General features: G+C 47.3%; 24 protein-coding genes. 15 read left to right on the top strand and 9 right to left on the bottom strand.

Annotated elements, in window-relative coordinates:
* Positions 1 to 19: 19 nt before the first annotated feature.
* From rplR to rplQ, 13 genes are all read left to right on the top strand, one after another.
* Positions 20 to 367: a 50S ribosomal protein L18 gene (rplR, locus tag BWI97_RS05030; RefSeq protein ID WP_094816363.1), complete on the top strand. Its 348-nt coding sequence runs from the start codon at positions 20 to 22 to the stop codon at positions 365 to 367.
* 12 nt (positions 368 to 379) lie between these two features.
* On the top strand, positions 380 to 892 hold the full coding sequence (gene rpsE / locus BWI97_RS05025) for a 30S ribosomal protein S5 (protein WP_094816365.1): 513 nt from the start codon (positions 380 to 382) through the stop codon (positions 890 to 892).
* Between the two features lie 76 nt (positions 893 to 968).
* Positions 969 to 1,148 (top strand): 50S ribosomal protein L30, encoded by a 180-nt coding sequence (gene rpmD / locus BWI97_RS05020; protein ID WP_094816367.1) that lies wholly within the window; start codon positions 969 to 971, stop codon positions 1,146 to 1,148.
* A gap of 49 nt (positions 1,149 to 1,197) precedes the next feature.
* Complete coding sequence (gene rplO / locus BWI97_RS05015; RefSeq protein WP_094816369.1) at positions 1,198 to 1,644, top strand: 50S ribosomal protein L15; 447 nt, start codon at positions 1,198 to 1,200, stop codon at positions 1,642 to 1,644.
* Between the two features lie 40 nt (positions 1,645 to 1,684).
* Entirely contained in the window at positions 1,685 to 3,007 is a 1,323-nt protein-coding gene (gene secY, locus BWI97_RS05010; RefSeq protein WP_094816371.1) for a preprotein translocase subunit SecY, read from the top strand.
* Between the two features lie 11 nt (positions 3,008 to 3,018).
* Entirely contained in the window at positions 3,019 to 3,810 is a 792-nt protein-coding gene (map, locus tag BWI97_RS05005) for a type I methionyl aminopeptidase (RefSeq protein WP_094816373.1), read from the top strand.
* Between the two features lie 57 nt (positions 3,811 to 3,867).
* The gene (gene infA / locus BWI97_RS05000; RefSeq protein ID WP_093200805.1) at positions 3,868 to 4,086 is read left to right on the top strand and encodes a translation initiation factor IF-1; all 219 of its coding nucleotides are present in this window, start codon (positions 3,868 to 3,870) and stop codon (positions 4,084 to 4,086) included.
* Between the two features lie 95 nt (positions 4,087 to 4,181).
* Positions 4,182 to 4,298 (top strand): type B 50S ribosomal protein L36, encoded by a 117-nt coding sequence (gene ykgO, locus BWI97_RS04995; protein ID WP_094816375.1) that lies wholly within the window; start codon positions 4,182 to 4,184, stop codon positions 4,296 to 4,298.
* A gap of 40 nt (positions 4,299 to 4,338) precedes the next feature.
* Positions 4,339 to 4,716, top strand: a complete 378-nt coding sequence (gene rpsM / locus BWI97_RS04990; RefSeq protein WP_094816377.1) for a 30S ribosomal protein S13 — start codon at positions 4,339 to 4,341, stop codon at positions 4,714 to 4,716.
* 77 nt (positions 4,717 to 4,793) lie between these two features.
* Entirely contained in the window at positions 4,794 to 5,189 is a 396-nt protein-coding gene (gene rpsK, locus BWI97_RS04985) for a 30S ribosomal protein S11 (protein WP_094816379.1), read from the top strand.
* 171 nt (positions 5,190 to 5,360) lie between these two features.
* Complete coding sequence (rpsD, locus tag BWI97_RS04980; RefSeq protein ID WP_094816381.1) at positions 5,361 to 5,969, top strand: 30S ribosomal protein S4; 609 nt, start codon at positions 5,361 to 5,363, stop codon at positions 5,967 to 5,969.
* 140 nt (positions 5,970 to 6,109) lie between these two features.
* Complete coding sequence (locus tag BWI97_RS04975) at positions 6,110 to 7,099, top strand: DNA-directed RNA polymerase subunit alpha (protein ID WP_094816383.1); 990 nt, start codon at positions 6,110 to 6,112, stop codon at positions 7,097 to 7,099.
* A gap of 162 nt (positions 7,100 to 7,261) precedes the next feature.
* Positions 7,262 to 7,822, top strand: a complete 561-nt coding sequence (gene rplQ / locus BWI97_RS04970; protein ID WP_102200246.1) for a 50S ribosomal protein L17 — start codon at positions 7,262 to 7,264, stop codon at positions 7,820 to 7,822.
* A gap of 56 nt (positions 7,823 to 7,878) precedes the next feature.
* Here the strand turns inward: rplQ and BWI97_RS04965 are convergent, their stop codons facing one another.
* The gene (locus tag BWI97_RS04965; RefSeq protein ID WP_102200245.1) at positions 7,879 to 9,324 is read right to left on the bottom strand and encodes an amidohydrolase; all 1,446 of its coding nucleotides are present in this window, start codon (positions 9,322 to 9,324) and stop codon (positions 7,879 to 7,881) included.
* 464 nt (positions 9,325 to 9,788) lie between these two features.
* On the opposite strand from BWI97_RS04965, the gene carA reads away from it, so the two are divergent.
* A complete protein-coding gene (gene carA, locus BWI97_RS04960; RefSeq protein ID WP_102200244.1) occupies positions 9,789 to 10,904 on the top strand; it encodes a glutamine-hydrolyzing carbamoyl-phosphate synthase small subunit in 1,116 nt (371 codons plus the stop codon).
* 63 nt (positions 10,905 to 10,967) lie between these two features.
* On the opposite strand, the gene BWI97_RS04955 is transcribed toward carA, so the two are convergent.
* From BWI97_RS04955 to nadB, 8 genes are all read right to left on the bottom strand, one after another.
* Complete coding sequence (locus BWI97_RS04955; protein ID WP_102200243.1) at positions 10,968 to 11,831, bottom strand: DUF4249 domain-containing protein; 864 nt, start codon at positions 11,829 to 11,831, stop codon at positions 10,968 to 10,970.
* Positions 11,832 to 11,834: 3 nt separating this feature from the next.
* Positions 11,835 to 14,195, bottom strand: a complete 2,361-nt coding sequence (locus BWI97_RS04950) for a TonB-dependent receptor (RefSeq protein WP_102200242.1) — start codon at positions 14,193 to 14,195, stop codon at positions 11,835 to 11,837.
* Positions 14,196 to 14,572: 377 nt separating this feature from the next.
* Positions 14,573 to 15,169, bottom strand: a complete 597-nt coding sequence (locus tag BWI97_RS04945; protein WP_094816395.1) for a Crp/Fnr family transcriptional regulator — start codon at positions 15,167 to 15,169, stop codon at positions 14,573 to 14,575.
* Between the two features lie 65 nt (positions 15,170 to 15,234).
* The gene (locus BWI97_RS04940) at positions 15,235 to 15,780 is read right to left on the bottom strand and encodes a hypothetical protein (RefSeq protein WP_094816397.1); all 546 of its coding nucleotides are present in this window, start codon (positions 15,778 to 15,780) and stop codon (positions 15,235 to 15,237) included.
* A gap of 131 nt (positions 15,781 to 15,911) precedes the next feature.
* The gene (locus BWI97_RS04935; protein WP_102200241.1) at positions 15,912 to 16,973 is read right to left on the bottom strand and encodes an NAD-dependent epimerase/dehydratase family protein; all 1,062 of its coding nucleotides are present in this window, start codon (positions 16,971 to 16,973) and stop codon (positions 15,912 to 15,914) included.
* Positions 16,974 to 17,089: 116 nt separating this feature from the next.
* Entirely contained in the window at positions 17,090 to 19,033 is a 1,944-nt protein-coding gene (locus tag BWI97_RS04930; protein ID WP_094816401.1) for a KUP/HAK/KT family potassium transporter, read from the bottom strand.
* Positions 19,034 to 19,151: 118 nt separating this feature from the next.
* Positions 19,152 to 19,862, bottom strand: coding sequence for a thioredoxin (trxA, locus tag BWI97_RS04925; protein WP_094816403.1), 711 nt, complete (start codon positions 19,860 to 19,862; stop codon positions 19,152 to 19,154).
* Positions 19,863 to 19,909: 47 nt separating this feature from the next.
* Positions 19,910 to 21,487: an L-aspartate oxidase gene (gene nadB / locus BWI97_RS04920; RefSeq protein WP_094816405.1), complete on the bottom strand. Its 1,578-nt coding sequence runs from the start codon at positions 21,485 to 21,487 to the stop codon at positions 19,910 to 19,912.
* Between the two features lie 225 nt (positions 21,488 to 21,712).
* Between nadB and BWI97_RS04915 the strand changes: the two genes are divergently transcribed.
* Positions 21,713 to 22,237, top strand: coding sequence for a hypothetical protein (locus BWI97_RS04915; protein ID WP_102200240.1), 525 nt, complete (start codon positions 21,713 to 21,715; stop codon positions 22,235 to 22,237).
* The last annotated feature ends 3 nt before the right edge of the window (positions 22,238 to 22,240 follow it).

Below are 22,240 nucleotides of genomic sequence, written 5' to 3'. Positions count from 1 at the left end.
ACAATCAATTTGAATTTCAATGGCAACTACTAAAGATTCCCGGCGGCTTCGGATCAAACGTAGCATTCGCAGTAAAGTGGATGGTACGCCTGTACGTCCTCGTTTGACGGTTTTCCGCTCTAATAAAGGTATTTACGCCCAACTAATCGATGACGAAGCGGGCAAAACAGTAGCCGCTTCTTCTTCTTTCGAATTAGGCTTACAGGGTAACAACGTTGAAGCTGCTAAGCAAGTAGGCTTGAAAGTAGCCGAATTAGCTAAGGCCGCTGGTATTGAAGCTGTGGTGTTTGACCGGAACGGTTACCTGTATCACGGGAAAGTAAAAGCACTAGCTGACGGAGCCCGCGAAGGTGGCCTTCAATTCTAATTTCAAAGAATCATGCAAACGAACAGACCTACCAAGTATAACGAGTCAGAGTTAAAGGAACGTGTTGTTGCTATTAACCGGGTAGCTAAAGTAGTAAAAGGCGGTCGTCGCTTCAGCTTCTCAGCTATCGTAGTAGTAGGCGATGGCAAAGGCGTAGTAGGCTACGGATTAGGTAAAGCCAACGAAGTAACCGACGCAATTGCTAAAGGAATTGAAGATGCCAAGAAAAATGTGGTACAAGTTCCTTTGTTGAAGCATACGGTACCTCACGATATGGAAGGTAAATTTTCAGGTGGTTTCGTACTGCTGAAGCCTGCTGCTCCTGGTACGGGAGTAATTGCTGGTGGTGCGATGCGTGCCGTTCTGGAGAGTGCCGGTATTCGCGATGTATTAGCGAAATCAAAAGGCTCTTCCAATCCTCACAACGTAGTAAAAGCTACGGTTGATGCTCTGCTGAAAATGCGTGCTCCCCATGAAGTAGCTCGTCAACGTGGAGTGAAACTGACAACCGTATTCAATGGATAAGTCATAGTGTTCTTAGTTCTTGGGGAATTAAGCATAACTTAAGAACCAAGAACTAAAAACCGAGAACTTTAAAGAAATGGCAAAGGTTAAACTTACTCAGGTTCGTAGCACGATTGAACGTCCTGAAAACCAAAAGCGTACTATCAAAGCCCTGGGTTTGGGCAAAATCAATCGGAGTGTGGAAGTTGAGCTGAATGATGCCATCGCTGGTATGATTCGTAAAGTGAACCACCTCATTCAAGTGGAAGAAATCTAAGAAACTCAGTGTGGAGCGGTAACGCTTTTCACTTTGAATCAATACGACAATGAATCTTAGCAATTTGAAACCCGCCGCTGGTTCTACGAAAGTAGGTAAGCGTGTCGGTCGCGGACAAGGCTCTGGTAAAGGAGCAACTTCTGCTCGCGGACATAAAGGGGCTCAGTCTCGTTCGGGTTACAGCAGTAAAAGAGGTTTCGAAGGTGGTCAGATGCCTTTGCAACGTCGTGTACCTAAGTTCGGTTTTAACAACCTGAGCCGCGTAGCTTACAAAGCAATTAATCTGGACGCTATCCAGTCTTTAGTTGAGAAAACCAATGCCACTGTAGTAGACATTGAATTGCTTTACAACAACGGTCTGGTTGGTAAAAAAGATCTGGTAAAAGTACTGAACCGCGGTGAGGTAAAATCAGCTGTTGAAGTGAAGGTACATGCCTTCTCACAAACGGCGGTTGAAGCCATTGAAAAGGCCGGTGGTAAAGCAGTTACGGTTTAGTTTCCGGATGAACGACAGGTGAATTTGAATCCTCGCTGGAATGAACAAGTTTATAACTACTCTCAAGAACATTTGGTCCATTGAGGAGCTCCGTAGCCGGATCCTCAACACCCTGTTGTTTATTACTGTTTATCGTATAGGTTCATATATTGTCCTGCCAGGTATTGATCCGGCTCGACTTCCTAAGGGCCAAGGAAATGGTTTGCTGGATTTGATCAACACCTTCTCTGGAGGAGCTTTTCAAAACGCTTCCATTTTTGCTCTGGGTATTATGCCCTATATCTCGGCGTCTATTGCAATTCAGCTGTTGACCATTGCACTGCCTTATTTTCAGAAAATGCAGAAAGATGGGGAGTCTGGTCGTCGCAAGCTAAACCAGATCACCCGCGTACTAACCATTTTCGTTACTACGGCTCAGGCAATTGCCTATACCCAATCACAGATTCCAGCGGAAGCCTTAATGATTGAGCGGAGCTGGTTTACCATTTACTCAACAATTATTTTGATTTCGGGCACAATCTTCTGTATGTGGATGGGTGAACGAATCACGGATAAAGGGATTGGAAATGGTATCTCTCTGCTGATTATGATTGGTATCGTAGCTCGTTTCCCGGTTGCTTTGCTGCAGGAAGCTGGTTCAAGAGGTACTGGTGGAGCTTTATTATTCGTAATTGAACTTGTTGCCCTGTATTTTGTTGTAATGGGTGCCGTTCTGATTACACAAGCTACTCGCCGTATTCCTGTCCAGTACGCTAAACAGGTAGTTGGAAACAAGGTGGTAGGCGGACAACGCCAGTATATCCCCTTGAAGCTGAATGCCGCTGGCGTTATGCCTATCATTTTCGCTCAGGCGTTGATGTTTGTACCTGGTCTAGTAGCGGGTTATTTTGCTGAAAAGAGTGATACGGCTCAGTCGATTGCTCAAGCGTTTAATAGCTATGATCACTGGCAGTACAACGTGTTGTTTGGTTTCCTGATTATTGTATTTACGTATTTCTATACGGCAATTTCAGTAAATCCGCAACAGATTGCTGACGATATGAAACGCAGTGGCGGTTTTATTCCCGGTGTTAAACCTGGTTTTGAAACGTCAGAATATATCGGTCAGATTCTTGACCGTATTACCTTACCCGGAGCGATTATGTTAGCTCTGGTGGCAGTAATGCCAGCGATTGCTCGTCTGTTTGGTATTTCTCAAGGCTTTGCACAGTTTTTCGGTGGAACCTCTTTACTGATTCTGGTAGGGGTAGTACTGGATACACTGCAGCAAATTGAAAGCTACCTGCTGATGCGTCGCTACGAAGGTTTAATGAAATCAGGACGCGTGCAAGGCAGAACGACTGAAAGCGTTTCTGCGATTTAATACACAGAAAGATGGTTTATCTAAAAACTGACGAAGAGATTGAATTAATCAAAATCAGTGCTCAGGTTTTGGGTAAGGCTCACGCCGAGGTTGCCAAACTGATTAATCCAGGCGTAACAACCAAGGAACTGGATCGTGTAGCAGAAGAGTTTATTCGGGATCATAAAGGACATCCTTCGTTTAAAGGTTATAATGACTTTCCTGCCGCTCTTTGTATTTCCGTCAACGAAGTTGTAGTTCACGGATTCCCAAGTGCCTATCGCCTGAAAGAAGGAGATATCATTTCAGTAGATTGCGGGGTTTTTTTAAATGGTTATCATTCGGATAGTGCGTTTACCTATCCGGTAGGTGAAATCAAACCCGAAGTAAAACAATTGCTGAAACGTACGTATGATTCTCTGTATCTCGGTATTGATAAGGCAGTAGCCGGCAATCGGATTGGTGACATTGGGTATGCTGTACAAAGTCATGTGGAGCAATTTGGTTACGGTGTCGTTCGCGAATTAGTCGGACATGGCGTAGGTAAATTTCTTCACGAAGGCCCAGAGGTACCTAACTTCGGCAGAAGAGGACAAGGTCCCCAACTTAAAGAAGGGATGACCATAGCCATAGAACCGATGATTACTCTGGGTAAACGGAGTGTGGTACAGGAAAAAGATGGCTGGACTATTCGTACAACGGACCGGCAACCGGCGGCTCACTTCGAGCACACGGTAGCCATTCGTAAAGGAAAGGCCGAAATCTTAACCACTTTCGAATACATTGAGCAAGTACTGGCCGAACGTAGTATGGCCATCGCATAATAGGAAGGATAGGGCGAGTACTTCTCAATTCTAAAAGTCCTATTCTAAACTAAACAAATGGCCAAACAAAGCTCTATAACCACGGACGGTATCATTCTGGAGGCATTATCGAATGCAATGTTTCGGGTACAACTCGAAAACAAGCATGAAGTGATCGCTCACATTTCCGGCAAAATGCGGATGCACTACATCAAAATTCTGCCCGGAGATAAGGTTCGCTTGGAAATGTCGCCTTATGACTTATCAAAGGCTCGTATTACCTACCGATACAAGTAAAGTTGATAGTTGGCAGTTTACAGTTTTCAATTACTGTGACTGGTAACTGAAAACCGAAGCGGCTGAACCGCTGAAAACTGAAAACTCGAAATAAGATGAAAGTCAAAGCTTCGATCAAAAAGCGTAGTGCTGATTGCAAAGTAATTCGTCGCAAAGGAAAGCTCTTCGTGATCAACAAGAAAAACCCTAAGTTTAAACAACGTCAAGGTTAATCCCGCTCGATTTTGAGCGTACAAAACTTATCCGACCAATATGGCTCGTATTGCAGGGGTAGACATTCCCGACAAAAAGCGGGGCGAAATCGCTCTCACGTACATCTTCGGCATCGGCCGTAGTTTGTCCCGCACCATTTTAGCTAAAGCTGGCGTAAGCGTAGACAAAAAAGCTGGCGAATGGAATGACGAAGAATCAACGGCTATCCGTAACGTCATTAGCAGTGAATACAAAACGGAAGGACCACTTCGGTCAGAAATCCAATTGAACATCAAACGCTTGATGGATATTGGTTGCTACCGAGGTCTGCGTCACCGGAAAGGACTACCGCTCCGTGGTCAGAAAACGAAGAATAACTCTCGTACCCGGAAAGGTAAGCGTAAGACGGTTGCTAACAAGAAGAAAGCAACGAAATAATTAGTTTAGAGTTTAAGGTTTGAGGTATGAAGTCAACCTTAAACTTTAAACTTTGAACGTTTCAAACTCCATCAGAAATGGCTCAGGCAAAACGGAAAGACAAAGCCAAAAAGCGGGTCGTAGTGGTAGAACCAGTTGGACAGGTTCACATCCGAGCTACGTTTAACAACATCATTATTTCAATTACCAATAACCAAGGTCAAGTAATCTCTTGGGCTTCGGCTGGTAAAATGGGCTTTAAGGGGTCTAAAAAGAACACGCCTTATGCTGCTCAGGTTGCCGCTGCTAACTGTGCTCAGGTAGCTCACGAAGCGGGAATGCGTAAAGCTGAAGTGTTCGTTAAAGGACCCGGTTCAGGCCGCGAATCAGCGATTCGTACGATTCAAGGTTCAGGTATTGAAGTAACGTTGATCAAGGACATCACTCCGCTGCCCCACAATGGCTGCCGTCCTCCCAAACGTCGTCGCGTCTAGTACCGACACAATTCTAACTTTTAGTGAGATAGGCACCCCTGGTTGGTGATTACCAGTATCGGGCCGAAGCATTAATCAACCAATCACCTTGTCCTAATCGACAACTCAAAAGATATAGGAAACAGGTTATAACGGTATATACCGCTTCAAACCTCTCCAATTTCATTTTTCATGGCACGTTATACAGGTCCTAAGGCAAAAATCTCCCGTCGTTTTGGCGACGCAGCCGTTCTCGGTGGAGGTAAGGCTGTTTCTCGCAAAAACTATGGTCCCGGCCAGCATGGCAAGGGCAAGCGGGGTAAGAAGTCTGAATATTCTCTCCAATTGCAAGAAAAGCAAAAGGTAAAATATACGTACGGTATTCTGGAAAGACAATTTGAGAACCTTTTCCACAAAGCTGCCGTTCGTGAAGGTATTACGGGTGAAAACCTGCTGAAATTGTGCGAAGCTCGTCTGGACAACACGGTGTACCGTTTAGGTATTGCTCCGACGCGTCGGGCAGCTCGTCAGTTGGTCGTTCACAAACACATCGTTGTTGATGGTGAAGTAGTGAACGTACCTTCCTATTCTTTACGTCCTGGTCAATTGATCTCGGTTCGTGAAAAGTCAAAATCTCTGGAAGCTGTACAAAACAGTCTGGCTGGCCGGAACACGAAGCGTTTCAATTGGTTGGAATGGGAACAATCTAACTTACAAGGTAAATTCGTTAGCTATCCTGAACGCGATCAGATTCCGGAAAGCTTCAATGAGCAGGCAATCGTCGAATTGTATTCGAAGTAATAAGCCAAATCTTATTTACTCTGGATTTTTCCAGAGCCTTGATTCTCCCAGTAAGGATTGGAGGATGGGTTGGTCCATCCTTCAATCCTTTGCGTCGTCAAGGTTTACCATCCAAGTATTACGCTAAAAACCCAATCCGTATGTCAATACTCGCGTTCCAAATGCCCGACAAAGTCGTAATGGAAAAGGCCAACGACTTTCACGGTGTATTTGAGTTTAAGCCCTTGGAAAAGGGCTACGGTGTCACGATTGGCAATGCCCTCCGTCGGATCCTGCTCTCCTCTCTGGAAGGTTACGCCATCACAAGCGTAAAATTCTCAGGAGTATTGCATGAGTTCTCTTCCATTGAAGGTGTAATGGAAGATGTAACTGATATTATTCTGAATCTGAAACAGGTTCGCTTCAAAGCAGCCTCGGAAGTACTGGATAATAAGATTAACGTGAAGGTTAAAAACCAAAAGGTTCTCACGGCCGGTGATATCCAAAAGTTCACCCCTTATTTCACGATTCTTAATCCTGAATTAGAACTTCTCCACATCGACGAATCCAAAGAATTGGATATTGAGTTGATTCTGGAAAAAGGCCGTGGTTACATTCCCGCTGACGAACCTCGTACGACGGAATTGCCCTTCGGTCATATTGCTATCGATGCGATTTATACGCCTATCAAAAACGTAAAATACAGCATCGAAAACTTCCGTGTGGAACAGCGTACGGATTATGAGAAATTGATCATTGAAGTAATGACCGATGGCTCAATCCACCCGGAAGACGCTTTGAAAGGAGCCGCTTATATCCTGATCCAACACTTCATGTTGTTCAGCGATCAGACGATGACTTTCGAAACGGTTAAACCTGAAGAAGAAAACGTAGTGGATGAGGAATTCCTGCACATGCGGAAATTACTCAAAACACCTCTTCAGGATCTGGATCTTTCTGTACGTGCCTACAACTGCTTAAAATCAGCAGATGTTCGCTCATTGGGTGATCTGGTGAAACTGGAAATTTCTGACATGATGAAGTTCCGTAACTTCGGTAAGAAATCGCTTACTGAGCTGGAGCAACTAGTAGCAGATAAAAATCTTCACTTCGGAATGGACGTAGCTAAGTATCGTCTGGAAGAAGAATAGTATATTTGAAAGTGCTTAAAAACGAATGCATTAGCTGTAGTTTCTAAGCACTTTTTATAACCATCGAACTGGCAGCACTCGATCGTTTTTTTCAATCAATTCGTAATAGGTGGGGCAGTAGATCGCTGCAAACTGGTGTCCTGACCGCAACTTACGACTCCCATGAGACACGGGAAAAAATTTAACCACTTAGGCCGTCAGGCTTCGCATCGTAGCTCACTGTTAGCTAACCTGACCATTTCTTTGATCCTGCACAAGCGGATTGAAACGACTTTAGCGAAAGCGAAAGAACTTCGTAAATACGCTGAGCCTCTGATCAACCGTGCGAAAGAAGATACGACTCACAATCGTCGTACCGTATTTAGCTACCTGCAGAGCAAAGAAGCCGTTAAGGAATTGTTCAGTTCAGTAGCTGAGAAAGTTGCTGATCGTCCAGGTGGATACACGCGGATCATCAAATTGGGCAACCGTTTGGGTGATAACGCGGAAGTAGCTTTGATCGAGCTGGTTGACTTCAACGAAGTTTATAGTGCGAAAGAAGTAGAAGAAAAGAAAACGACTCGTCGTAGCCGTCGTGGTGGTAAAAAAACTACGGATGATGTTCCTGCTGCTGAAGTAGTAGAAACGACGCCGGTAGCTGCTGCCGCTACGGAAGCTCCTGCAACGGAAGAACAGGCTCCTGAAGCTCCCGCTGCTGAAGAAGAAAAGAAAGACGAAGAATAGTCTTTTCTCACTTCTAAAAAGGGTACTCACATTCCGTGAGTACCCTTTTTTTGTACTTACTTCCGGTAATCCAGAGCGGGTTTTCGATCACCCAACAAGGCTTCATATTTGAAGTTTTTACCCCGCAATTCTTCCCATTCCTCTTTCGCTTTTTTTACTAAAGCGGGATCATTGTAAAGATCGATTGCAGTTAAGGTAAGTGTTTGGGCAGCGACCATCATTCCCTTTACACCAATGCTGGTACCACCCGCTGCTACGGCCTGCCAGCTATGCGGAGCGGTGCCGGGTACCCAGGTGGCCGCTGTCATCCCCACCGTTGGAACGACCCAGCTTACATCCCCTACGTCCGTCGAGGCTGACCCTAGTAAACTGGCGGCCGAATAAGGGGCTATTTGTTGAGCACTTCCCGGTTTGGGCAGGGAACCGAAGGAAGCTCCAAAGCTTTCGGTAAGCTTTTCGGCAAACTTCTTCTCTTCGTCAGTGTACGAGAAGCCTCCTACCTGCTCAAGGTTTTTGTACATCAGGCTAGCCAGTGATTCTACGGAAAGTAGATTATACACGCCACCAATCACTTCCAGTTCCATCGTGGTTTCCGTACCCAACGCGGCTCCTTCGGCGGCTTTAGTAATACGTTTCCAGACGTTTTGTAAAATACTACGGTCTTTGTGACGAGCGTAGTAGTACACTTCCGCAAAATCGGGTACTACGTTAGGAGCTTCGCCCCCTTTGGTAATGATGTAATGAATACGGGTATCCTGGGGAATGTGTTCCCGCATCATGTTGACCATGTTATTCATGGCTTCCACACCGTCAAGGGCTGAACGACCGCGTTCGGGAGCAGCAGCAGCGTGGGCAGAGATGCCCTTAAATCTGAATTTACCCGAGATGTTGGCTAAGGAAGACGAAGGATTGGCTGCATTGGCATCGCCCGGATGCCAGTGTAAGGCGACGTCCGTATCCTTGAAAATGCCATCCCGAACCATGTATACCTTACCCGAACCGCCTTCTTCCGCCGGCGTTCCAATGAGCTTGATGGTGCCCGTTTTGCCGGATTGCTTCAGCCAGTCTTTTACGGCAATGGCGGCTGCCGATGAGCCCGTTCCAAACAAATGATGACCGCAGGCATGACCCGCTCGCTGTCCTTCGATTACTTTACGTTCGGGAGTAGCTGCCTGAGCCAGACCGGGTAAAGCATCGTATTCGGCCAGAATGCTAATGACGGGCTTTCCACTTCCGTAGGTGGCAATAAAGGCCGTAGGAATACCCGCCACGCCTGACTCAATGCTAAACCCTGCTTTCTTTAATTCAGCCTGCAACAGGGCGGAGCTTTTCGTTTCCTGGTAACCTACTTCAGCATAATCCCAGATTTTTTTAGAAATGGCTCCGTAGTAATCCGTTTTGTCCTGCAAGCTGGAAATGACTTTCTGCGGATCGGATTGAGCCTGAGAGATACCTATGCTAAGGGCAAGTAGGCCAAGAGTAAGAAAGGATTGCTTCTTCATAGGAGAAAGGAAATTGAGTCGATAGGAGTGGAAAGATCAGATCATACGTGAGGAATGAAAGACAGCTTACCTTTTACTCACATTACTAGCAACGCTACTAGTTTGAATGAGAGAAAACCGGAAGATCTATCGTACTTATCTTAACAGATACTCGGAATGGAATCGGCGTTTCGAATAAAAATAAAAACTATTTATATGTAAATGCGACGGGTAGGTGAAATAGTATTTTGATTAAATAGGCAGTAGCGGTTTTCTTCAATTCCATATTTGAATAGTAGTAATTAGTGTCAAAATCAAACGGATCTGAACTATTTTTCTTAAAAGTTTCTTTTTTAAAGAGCTTAGCTTTAAAGCTTTTCGGCTAGAAGAAGTATCTTTGTCCAATTTGTACAGTAAAAGAACTAATAGCACATAATGCCCTTGTCTGTCTTTCCGGCTAGCAAGGGCTTCTTTACGAACCAGGCATGAGCAATCAAACCCAGGAAGCCCTCCTTTTATTAGAAGACGGCACGACGTTTCGTGGTACCGCATTAGGCAAAATTGGCACGCACGGTGGCGAAATTTGCTTTAATACGGGCATGACCGGCTACCAGGAGATCTACACGGACCCCTCGTATTTTGGTCAGGTGGTTGTCAATACCAATGCACACATCGGAAATTACGGCGTCCTACTGGATACGGAAGAGGAATCGAATAGCGTGAAGATTTCAGGGATGATCTGTAATTCTTTCTCACCCATTCATTCCCGTAATGTAGCCGATTCATCTTTGCAGGAGTATTTTGAAAAGGCTGGAATCGTGGGAATTAGTGATGTGGATACGCGTCAGTTAGTACGCATCATCCGCGAGCGTGGAGCGATGAACTGCATTATCTCTTCTGAAATCCTTGATCCGGAAGAATTGATGGTTGAACTGAAAAAGCTGCCTTCTATGGAAGGTCTGGAACTTTCTTCAGTAGTAAGTACGAAAGAGCCTTATTTCGTAGGGAATGAAGATGCGAAATATCGGGTAGCGGTAATGGATTACGGTACCAAGAAAAGCATCCTCAATAACTTCGCTACGCGTGATTGCTATAGCAAAGTTTTTCCCGCAAAAACGCCCGTAGAAGAGGTATTGGCCTGGAATCCGGACGGTTTCTTTATCTCGAATGGCCCGGGCGATCCGGCAGCGATGGAGTATGCCGTTGAAACGGTGAAAGAACTGATTGATACGGGTAAGCCTTTGTTTGGTATTTGTTTAGGCCACCAGTTACTGGCTGAAGCAAGTGGTATTTCCACGTATAAGATGCACCACGGTCACCGTGGATTGAATCACCCGGTTCAAAACCTGATTACGGGTTTATGTGAGATTACTTCCCAGAACCACGGTTTTGCCGTAAACGCGGAAGAAATCAAAAGCCACCCGAACGTAGAAGTAACGCACGTTAACCTGAATGACAAAACCATCGAAGGCATTCGTCGGACGGATAAACCGGCCTTCTCCGTACAATATCACCCGGAAGCGGCTCCAGGACCTCACGATTCCCGTTATCTGTTCGATCAGTTCGTTGAGTTACTGAATAAAGAAACGGTAGAAGCGTAGGTGTTTACTGATTTTCGATATAAAAAAAGACCGATACTGTCAGTATCGGTCTTTTTTGTGGACTTAGGGAATCGTTCGTCTTCGCAGATAAATGGCTCCAAAAACACCTAAGCCATTTTTAACCGAGCTGGGAATAAGGGTCGGTTCGGCAAAAGGATTATTTCCATTTTGGAGTTGTAAGGCACTGGCTTTTAAAAACTCATACGCATTACGATCGCATTGCAGGATGAGGAGATCCGTCGAACGAGGCGAGCGTAAGACTGAATCCCGGGAAGAAACTCGTCCCAGATAAGCTCGTACGGTTGGGGAATTAAGCCGAAGTTCTTCGCCAGTTTTGAAGTAATCCCACCGCGTTTCCAGGCCATTAATTACCGTATCCCGTCCGCTTACGGCTGTGCTATCTGAAAAAGCCCACTGTCGCCCGATAGCAAAGTACTGCGGCTCTACCGCAACAGCTCCGTTCCAGAGCAGCGTATAGGATCGGTATACGGTAACGGTCAGGGGGCGTTGGATATAACTCAACCCTTCGTCACGCCAGCTAAAGCCATTCGCCGCTGCCGGAAGCGTGCAAGAGGCTTCGAGGCGTGGAAAATCAGGAGCGGAAGCCGTCAAAGTGTAGGTGGCCCCAGCTACTAAGGGCATTTGGCGGGTCGTAATGCGATACACATCGGCTCGCGGCGGTAGGGTAACGGTTCGTTGGCCGTTGGAAAGCTGTACAACCGCGTTGCGAATAAATGCACCACTATCGGTACCCAGCATGGGCTGATTGGAACGCAGCGTAACCTGAATCACCTGATCGTTGGGATTCAGATAGCATTCCAGGACTAGTTTTCGCTCGTACGGAATCAAAACCGAGTCTACCTCCTGCTCGCAGGCCAGGCAGCCGATCAGACTCAGGAACAGCAATACAGCAACGAGTATCTTCATGGCTTAAAACTTAAATCCATACGAAACACTGGGAATAATCGGGAAGAGGGAAACCTGCTTCAGAATACGTTTCGGCTGAGTAGCGGTACTTTCCGAATCATCGATGTAATAGAAAAAGGGATTTCGCCGACTGTAGGTATTGTACAGACTAAATTCCCAGGTACGCTCGTGACGGCGTTTTTGTTTGCGAAGCTGTACGCTCAAATCCAGCCGGTGGTACGGGGCTGCCCGAAAACTATTCCGCTGATTGTAATCAAAAATCTGAGCCGGGAAGAGGGAAACATTACCCGATTGGATTGGACCCCTGATTTCAAAGGTACTTTGGGGGAGCGAAAGGGCCTGTCCCGTTCCGTAAACCCAGGTTCCCGAAAACGTCACGCGGGAGTTGAGCCGATAAATCCCAACCAGTGAAACATCGTGTCGACGGTCGTACCGGGCCCAGAACTTCTGGCCGCTGTTGAGCTCATCAAATTGATTCTGAATCCAGGAAAGCGTATACCCTACCCAGCCCGTAAGCCGACCCGTTTTCTTTTGCAGCAAAAATTCAGTTCCGTAGCTCCAGCCCTGACCCGCTGTAATTTGCTCTTCCCAGGAACGGGGCTGTCTATCGGCTTCCGTCAGACTTTCCAGACCCGTACTCACCAGAAAGCTGGAGCCTTCCCTGTACGAAAGAATACCGTCCATTTTTTTGTAAAATCCTTCCAGCGTTATCGAAAAGGAACGGTAATCCTTTACCAGTCCCAGAGCGACCTGCCGCGATTGCTGCGGAGCAATATTCCGCGTAGTAGGTACCCAAAGGTCCGTCGGCAAGCCCACCCCCGAGTTTGACAATAGGTGAATGTACTGGTTCATAGTCGCATACGAAGCCTTTACGGCCCAATCGTGGGGAAAGGTATAGGCGACAGCCAGCCGAGGTTCGGGCCGGACATACGTACGGCCATCGGTGGTAAACGAGCTTAACCGAACACCCGCATTGATTCGCAGGGGAGTTATAGGATGATAGGTGTCTTCCAGATACAGGCCGCCTTCGTAGCTGTCCAGCGGCTGACTACGGGCCACGTTCTGGGATACAATACTACTTTCGAGAGTAACCGTTTGTGGGAGAAATCGATGTGAGGTCAGTACTACACCCGCTTTGACTGCGTGCCTGGGTGAAGGCGACCAGTCAAAGCTACTTTTCAGGGAAAAATCCCGGATGGAAGAAGCATTTTGCAAAACGTACTGACTCGTAACCTGATTGAAGGTTTGAGAACTACGGGCGTCTATCTGAAATTGGTAGTAGCTGTAAATCAGGGAGGTATTGGCGAAAAGCTGGTTGGAAAAAAGGTGATTCCAGCGAAGGCTAGCCGTTGCATTTCCCCAGTTTAAACCGCCCCCCTGGCTATTCGCATCAATTCGGGAAGCGAAAGAAAACCGGTCCTGACCGAAATATCCACTCAGGTACAGCTTGTCCCGTCGGCCAAAATCATAATTCACTTTCGCATTAAGATCGTAGAAGTAGTAACCGGCCTGATTTTCGCGGGGTAGGAGAGGCCTGAGCAGCAAGTCCGCATACGTCCGCCGACCGGAAATAATAAACGAAGACTGGTTCTTTTTGATGGGGCCTTCCAGTACCAGACGGCTGGAAATAAGTCCAATCCCTCCTTCGCCGTGAAACGCTTCTTTATGTCCTTCTTTCATTTGCATCTCAATAACGGAAGAAAGCCGACCCCCGTACCGGGCCGGAAACCCGCCTTTAATCAGCTCGACGGATTTAAGAGCATCACCGTTGAAAAGGGAAAAAAAGCCAAACAGGTGAAACGAATTGTAGACCGGAGCATCGTCGAGCATAATCAGATTCTGGTCGGGACCACCCCCGCGAATGTACAGCCCGGAGTTACCTTCGGAGCCTTTTTGTACGCCCGGAAGCAACTGCAGTACTTTCAGCATGTCCTTTTCTCCCAATAGAGCCGGTACTGCCTTCATCTGCTGAATGGGAACCGATACGGTAGACATCTGAACCGTCTGCGATTCTTTGATTACCTGCTCGGCGGAAACGACCACTTCCTGTAACTGGCGGTTCTCTGCCCGTAAAGTCAGATTCAGTTCGGTATTTTTTCGAAAGACCAGGGTTCGGGCTTCCGTTTCAAAACCCACGGATGAAATGATAATGTGCAGACTATCCGAAGCAGGAAGCGTTAGGGAGTAAAACCCGTAAGCGTTGGTAGTGGTGCCCGCCTGCCGCTCCGTTACGCGAATCGATACGCCCGGGAGCAGCTCACCCGAACCTTGTTCCCGTACGTAGCCACTGAGGGTGACACGGCTGGATTGAGCCTGAGCTATACCGAAAAAAAAGAGTAAAATCAGGGTAAAGCGTAACTGCATAGCAACCGTTGGGTTGTCGAAAGGTTTAGAGAGCGAATGCCAATCTACAAAACAAACGACTGAAGTACAGAGATGTTACGAATTACTTCATTTATACGATCAATCGGGGAAAGAAGCAGCAGTTACCAGCGAAAGGAGCGATGACCCGTAGATGAAGCTGGGGAGGCCCCAGCCGTAGCATTCATAGCGAGTGGATTGGACAGCAGAGCCAGCAGGCGGGTACTAGATAAGTAGTTGAAGGCTAAACGAAGAAGCTTTTGTGGCAAGCAGCACACGAGCTATTCCGTCGACAAAATTCTGAATTACCCTCGAATTAAGCATTGCGAAAACGCAAAAAAAGGCTTGCGTTTTCGCAACGAATGTACGTACACGTTTTTTTATTTATCCCGCGAAAGTTGCGTACGAATGCGGCTGATTTGATAGTAACTCATATTGAGGTAGCTGGCCAGTACGCTTTGTGGTAAACGCCCGCGTAAGTTGGGGCATTGTTGTTCAAACAACTGGTACCGGCGAAGTGGCGAACGTGTACAAAGTAATTGGATGCGGGCATCGTAGGCCAGAAAATATTGCTGCGTAAAATGAAGAACTACCTGAACGTATTCGTAATGCTCTTTTTGTAATCGAATAAAATCGTGATAATGGAGACGAAAAAGCGTACTTTCTTCGAGCGTTTCCAGGTATTGATTAGAAGGAATTTGCTGGTAAAAACTATGGCTAATTGTACCTACATCACCTTCTGCTAAAATCCAGGCCGTAATCTCTTTTTCCTCCTCGAAATAATAACCCCGCAATAACCCTTTTTCAATAAAATACAGGTAATCACTGGATTGACCAGGCGTTACTAAAAGAGAACCTTTAGGATAAGTAAGCGGCTTGAATAGGTGAATTAATGCCTGTTGAGCCGATTCAGAAAATGGCGGAAACTGAGTAATGACTTCAGCTAACTGGGATGGTAATTCCGTAAGAGGTAGCATAGGCAAATAAGAACTATGCCTCAATGTTACGAAACTTGCCGTTAATTATGTCTAAGAAAAAGATATTATTGTACAATAGCCGTTACTTTAAAAGGCTTGGGTTCGCCCATAAATAACTGCTGAAAGCCTTCAATCTGATACGCTGAAAGACGTCCGTTTTTACTTTCCAGGGTAAGAATTCGCTCCGATTCAAAAAGATAATTTTTATCCAGAAGTGTGGCTTTAATCTTTTCCAGTTTACCCTGTGCGTCCGTAATTACTTCCATATACTGAACGGGTAAATTTTCACCTTTTCGTAAACGATACGAAATGGTACGCGTCGAAAGAGTATCCACGAAATAACTTTGGGTAAAGGCTGGTTTATTAATATCGGCTTGTACAAACAATTCCAGTTCTTTACTCCAGTCAATCTTTTGTGTAATTAAGGTTTCGTTTTCTTCGTTGACAATCGCGTCTTTCCGAACCAGCGGTTTCGTACGATTTAAATCAATAATCTGGGCATCAATATATCCTTTTAAATCATAATACGGAGCTTTAAAATCATCCGGACGTTGCGGCGACTGGCAGGCAAAGAAAAGCACCAGCGGCAGCAGGTATACCAATTTTTTCATGGCAGGAGAACAGCAAAAACGAAAAGATAGTTTGACGCGTACCAGAGTTTATGAACGCCTGAGGGGCTAAAACATTCAGGGCATACATACCCACGAACGTTTTAACCCCTCAGGCGTCGGTATGCCGAAGTTTATTTGAGTACGTAGCTTAGTTGTTCCGCATTTTCCTGTAGCCATTCGTGTACTTCTTCCACGATCTGGCGAATGGAAATTTCGGGTTTCCAGCCCGTCAGTTCGATTACTTTGCTATTGTCGGTGATGTAGAGCGGAATATCCGCCGTACGACCTTCGGTAACGGCTTTGATCGGAATCGTTTTGCCCGTAACTTCCTGACAGATCTTCGTCAGTTCGACCAGTGATGTACTGACTTCAACGCCACCGCCTACGTTCAGAACTTCGCCGTTTACTTTATCGATGTTATGTAATTGCCAGTCTACCAGACGGTACAGATCGGCTACGTGCAGCATATCACGGGTTTGTTTACCCGTACCATTAAAGCCAATGTACGCCAGTTGTTGTTCGTAGAAGTGGCGGGCTACCCACAAGACCATTACGCCCTGATCGGCTTTGCCCATCTGCCAGGGGCCCGTCAGTACACCGCAACGGTTGATGACGGTTTTCAGACCATAAAATTCATTGTATTCGTGAATCATCAGCTCTGAAGCCAGCTTGGTGGCACCGTACAGCGAGCGGGCTCCGTCGAGGGGGAAATGTTCCGCAATACCCGCAGCAGAGGCTCCCGGAAGCGGCTGTTCTTCCGTCAGGGCAAACCGGGTATCTTCTTCCTGATACGTCAGTTTTTCCAGCGGCTTGATCGGATAGATACGGCTGGTCGACAGGAAAATAAAGTTAGCCTTGTGCTTCAGAGCAAAGTTGAGGCAATTGATGGTACCAACCAGGTTGGTATTGATCAGGTAATCGGGCGAGCCATTGAGACCAGCCAGTACGGACGGTTCAGCAGAGGCTTCAATTACAGCATCGACAGCCGGAATCACGTCAAAATCTTCTTTGGAACGAATATCTCCGTGGACAAACTCGATACCAGCGGCTTTCAGGCGGTTGATGTTTAACTCAGACCCCCGTCGTTTCAGGTTGTCCAGGGCAAAAATTTCGTACGAAGGATAATTTTTCTTGAGATTAAGGGCGAGGGCTGAGCCTACAAACCCGGCTCCGCCAGTAATAAGAATTTTCATAATACGTGAGGTTGTAGGCTGTTGCCTGAAGACGTAGCGGCGGCTGACAGCTTCGAGCCTAAACACAGGAATGGTTGAAAAATGAAAAGATGAATAATAGAAATTCAGTACGTAACTTAATCCGTAACCCGCTTGAGGTCAAAGTTTTGAGCTGGACGAATGATCAGAGGCACTTTCTCAATCTTCACGGCCGAACTATCCAGTCCGAACCAGCGGTCTTCGGAAGTAGTGAACGCTTTGATGTAGAAGTACGCCTGCATGGTAATACGCTCCCAGAACGGTAGATCATTTTCGAAAGACAGGAATTTTTCCAGTACGACGAAGCGGAAATCACCGATTACATTCTGCTTGTTCAGGGATTCGTACCGGCTGGTAATATCCACTTCTTTCCGTTTCACCATGTCCTGAATTACTTTCCGGAAATATAGGTTAATACGTTGTTCTACCCGGAAACCCAGTCGGAACGTCACCTTAATAACATCATCGGGAGCAATTACGTTGACTTTATATTCCATGGTATACGGATCATCCACCGTATCTACGTGGACGAACCAGTAAATGTCAGCTCGCTTGGGACGCTTCTGAAAAATAGAATAAATGACTTTCGATTCGATTTCACTGACCCGCGAAGCATTCGACATAAAAATCAGGTGGGTAGCGTATTTGGGAATCGACATATCCCGGCTGAGCTCTTTCAGTGGTTCCGTGTAATCCGAAAGTTTCACGTATTCCGTCAGACGAGCTTTGATGTTGAAAGCCCGTAACCAGATAATCATTACCCCGGCAATGGTGGTACCGATCAGCAGGGATACCCAGCCACCGTGCGTAAATTTCAGCAGGTTGGCCAGCAGGAAGGAGAACTCAATACTCAGGTATACGACCAGGAACAGAATGACGCCGTAGAAATGAAAGCGGTGCGTATACAGGTAATACGCCATCAGCATAGTGGTCATCAGCATCGTTAGCGTAATCGCCAGACCATAAGCTGCTTCCATGTTTGTCGATTCACGGAAATAAAGCACGACACCCATACAGCCCGCCCACAGCAGCCAGTTTACGCTGGGTACGTACAATTGTCCTTTCTCGTTAGAAGGATACCGAAGCTTTACTTTAGGCCAGAAGTTCAGACGAATGGCTTCCGAAATCAGCGTAAACGATCCCGTAATCAGAGCCTGACTGGCGATGATGGCTGCCATGGTTGCAATCGTAATACCGGGCAGTAAGAACCACTCGGGCATCATTTCGTAAATGGGCTTGCGACCCCGCAGAAACTCGCCCGTATGCTCCATGAGCCAGGCTCCCTGACCAAAGTACTGAAGCATTAAACAAAGCTTGACGAAAATCCAGGATACCCGGATATTGCCCCGACCGCAGTGCCCCATATCGGAGTACAGAGCTTCCGCACCCGTCGAGCAAAGAAATACTGAACCCAGCAACCAGAAACCGCCCGACTCGTGAGCCAGCATGTCGTAGGCATAATAGGGACTGATGGCCCGCAGAATCGTCCAGTCATGAGAGATCCAGAGTACCCCGAAAAAGCCCAGCATACTAAACCAGATGAACATGAATGGTCCGAACGAGCGACCTACCAGCTGCGTACCCAGTGCCTGAATCAGGAATAAAATGGTGATGATCACCAGGATAATGTAAATGATATACTGCTCCAGGTGTGGATACCGCATCTCCAGCCCTTCAACGGCCGAAGCCACTGACATAGGGGGGGTAATGATACCATCGGCCAGCAAAGCCGCACCACCAATGATGGCGGGAATGGTTAACCAGCGGGCGTGCTTCCGCACCAGCGTATACAAGGCAAAAACCCCGCCTTCACCCCGGTTATCGGCCCGTAAAATAAGAATGACGTACTTAATGGTGGTAAGCAGGGTCAGCGTCCAGAATACGCAGGAAACGGCTCCCAGAGCGAGGCGTTCCGAAATGGGGTTTTCACCCACGACAGCCTGCATTACGTACAGCGGAGAGGTTCCAATATCTCCGTAAATGATACCCAGGGCAATCAGGAGCCCCGCAGCACTCACCTTGTCCAGGTGTTTATGATCCATGTAAAAGTTGGCTTGATAGCCGCAAAGTTAAGTAATTAGACAACCAGCCGTATGGGGGCAGAAACGAAGCTTCACAAGAAGGCCGACCAAAACGCGGGGTTCCGATCGGCCAGAAAAATTATAATACGCCTTCGACCTTTTTACGAAGCTGGGCTTCATCCTGGAAGCCTACGAGGCGGTTGACGGGTTTACCGTCTTTAAAGAGAATGAGCGTAGGAATGGCATCCACCCGAAACTGTTTAACGACGTCCGGGTCGCGATCGGCGTCAATTTTTAAAACGGCTACTTTCCCGGTCCAGTCTTTCTTAAGTTTTTGCAGAATCGGATCCTGCTGTTTGCAGGGACCGCACCAGACGGCGTAGAAATCAACGAGTACTACTTTGTTGTCTTTCAGTGTCTGATCGAGTACGGCTTTTCCGGTAGGAGCTGCTACCATGGCCGGGCGTTCTTTCGGAGCAACGACGGTTTTGTTGGCGGTGGTCCATTTCAGGTAACCGCCATCAAGGTTGTAAACCTCTGTGAAGCCTTCTTTCGCCAAGTACTCGGCCGCTTGTCCACTTCTACCGCCCGAATAGCAATACACCAGCACGGGCTTGTTTTTGTCAAGCTTCGCTACCTGCTCGGCAAAAGAAGCCTGCTGTTTCCAGTCGATGTTCTGGGCATTGGGTAAATAGCCGCGTTCGTATTCCGAAGGGGTACGAACATCCAGAATCTGCGTAGCACCGGGAAGCTTGCCTTCAAAGGCATTGACGTCCAGGTTGGTTTGAGCAAGGGCCGACAGGCTCAGGAGGCTCGCCAGCACACTTACCAGAAAACGAAAATTCTTCATGTCAGGGTTGTTGATGAGCCAATGCAGCCCAAATCAGAGAGACGCTTTTACTTCAGATTATCCAGATTGTAATGGAGCCCGATATTTTCGCGGCGGGACATGGCCATTTTTATCACAAGATACGAAACGTTAATCATGTTCCGTAATTCACAAATCGGTACTGAAACTTTTGATTCCCGATACAATTGTTCGTGTTCGCGATACAGTAACTCTACCCGTTCGTAAGCCCGGCGTAGGCGTCGGTTGGTACGCACAATGCCCACGTAATTGGACATGATGCTGTTAAGCTCCCGCGTCATTTCCGTGACCAGTACCTGTTCTTCCGGATGCGTCGTGCCGGAGTCATCCCAGTCGGGCACATCGTCCGGAATAAGAGCCTGTGACAACTCTTCAATTGTATGCAAAAAAGCCCGGTGGCTGAATACCACGGCTTCCAGCAAGGAATTAGAAGCCAGACGGTTAGCCCCGTGTAGCCCCGTACACGAGCATTCGCCGGCGGCGTAAAGGAAATGAATATTGGTTTGTCCCCATTCATTCACCCGAACCCCCCCACAAAGATAATGTTGTGCGGGTACAACCGGAATCATATCGGTCCGAATATCAATGCCTAAATCCAGGCAATGTTGTGTAATGTTGGGGAAGTGTTCCAGAAATTTTTCGTAATCAGCGTCCCGCACATCCAGATAGACGTGATCGGTACCGTTCCGTTTCATTTCGGAGTCGATGGCCCGGGCCGTAATGTCGCGGGGGGCTAAGGAAAGGCGGGGGTCGTACTGTTCCATGAACGTCGAGCCGTCCGCGTTTTTCAGAATACCGCCAAAGCCGCGTACCGCTTCCGAAATGAGGAACGAAGGCTTCTTACCGGGCTGGTACAGGCTGGTGGGGTGAAACTGGATGAATTCCATGTTATCACAAATCCCCTTGGCCCGGTACGCCATGGCAATGCCGTCGCCGGTTGCGATGGTTGGATTCGTGGTACTCTGGTAGATGTTCCCGATGCCACCCGTCGCCAGCATGGTCGTTTTCGCCAGAAACTTATCGACTTCGCCCGTTTGCGTATTCAATACGTACGCTCCGAAGCACTTGATGTCTTCGCGGTACCGCAAAACGGTTTCGCCCAGATGGTGCTGGGTGATGAGTTCGACGGCGTAATAATGCGTAAAAATCTGGATACTGCTGTGGCGTTGTACTTCTTCCAGTAAGGCCCGCTCGATTTCAGCTCCGGTAATATCCTTGAAGTGAAGAATCCGGTGATCGGAGTGGCCGCCTTCGCGGGCCAGGTCATAGTCTTCGCCGTGGCGATCGAACCGCGTTCCGTAATCAATCAGTTCCTGAATACGGGCGGGGGCTTCTTTGACTACAATTTCTACAATATCGCGTTTGTTGAGGCCATCGCCGGCGTCCACGGTATCTTCGATGTGTTTGTCGAAGGAATCTTCTTTGGACCACACTGCCGCAATGCCGCCCTGGGCGTATTTGGTATTGGTCTCGTCGGCCTGAACTTTGGTAATGATGGCAATGGAAACCGCTTCCTGACGGCTTTCAAAATAACGAGCCAGTTTGGTCGCATAACTTAGCCCGGCAATACCCGAACCGATCACAAGGAAGTCGTACTGATGAGTCATATTACATCCAAAACGATTTAGAGCGGCGAAAGTTAAAAGATATTTGGTAATGCGGGCAACTTAGGCAGGGAAATGTCAGGGGCATGGATGGAGATCAGGAGCAGAATGCGTTATTTTAGTAATCAGGAAATGAATGAGCTGTCCTGCAACGTATAAAACAACCTTCGAAGCCAAGCTGGCGGAGAAAATGCTATTCTATCTAAACTCTGGTCAATACAAACCCCTATGGCCTTACTTCTTACTAGCGTGCGGCGGAAGTCAATCGTACAAATAGTGCTGATTCTCGGAATTAGTTTGGGATTTTTGACGGGGTGCACCGTGCGACTGGCTCCGCAACATAATCAAGCCTTAGTCGCGGGTTTAGTGGAGCAGAATAAGGCGGTGATGGAATTCTTTGCCTTTTACGCCTGGGGAACCAAAGCGGCCAGTTTTCCCGAACGCCTGCCCGAGTATAATCGCCTGATTGGTAATTTCGACGCCCTGGCCTTGCAGGCCGATGCCCGGCCCGTTCCCCGTAACAAGATCAAAACGAAAGTAAACGAAGCCCTACAGAAACGAGGCATTCCGGTACTTGAAGAGGGCGAAATACCGAGTGCTACGGCCTTACGAAAAATTTACGAAACGCTCGTGAAAATGCGGAACACGGACCAAAAGCAGGGGCTAACCCTGACTGAAAGCCAAGCATTTAAAGGACAGGTGAAGATTTACCTGGATCAGGCTCTTACATACGAAAACTTTCTGGAACGCTAACCT

It is taken from the genome of Siphonobacter sp. BAB-5405, from assembly GCF_002872335.1.
Classification (GTDB): Bacteria; Bacteroidota; Bacteroidia; order Cytophagales; family Spirosomataceae; genus Siphonobacter.
This window is presented reverse-complemented; position numbering and strand designations above follow the sequence as displayed.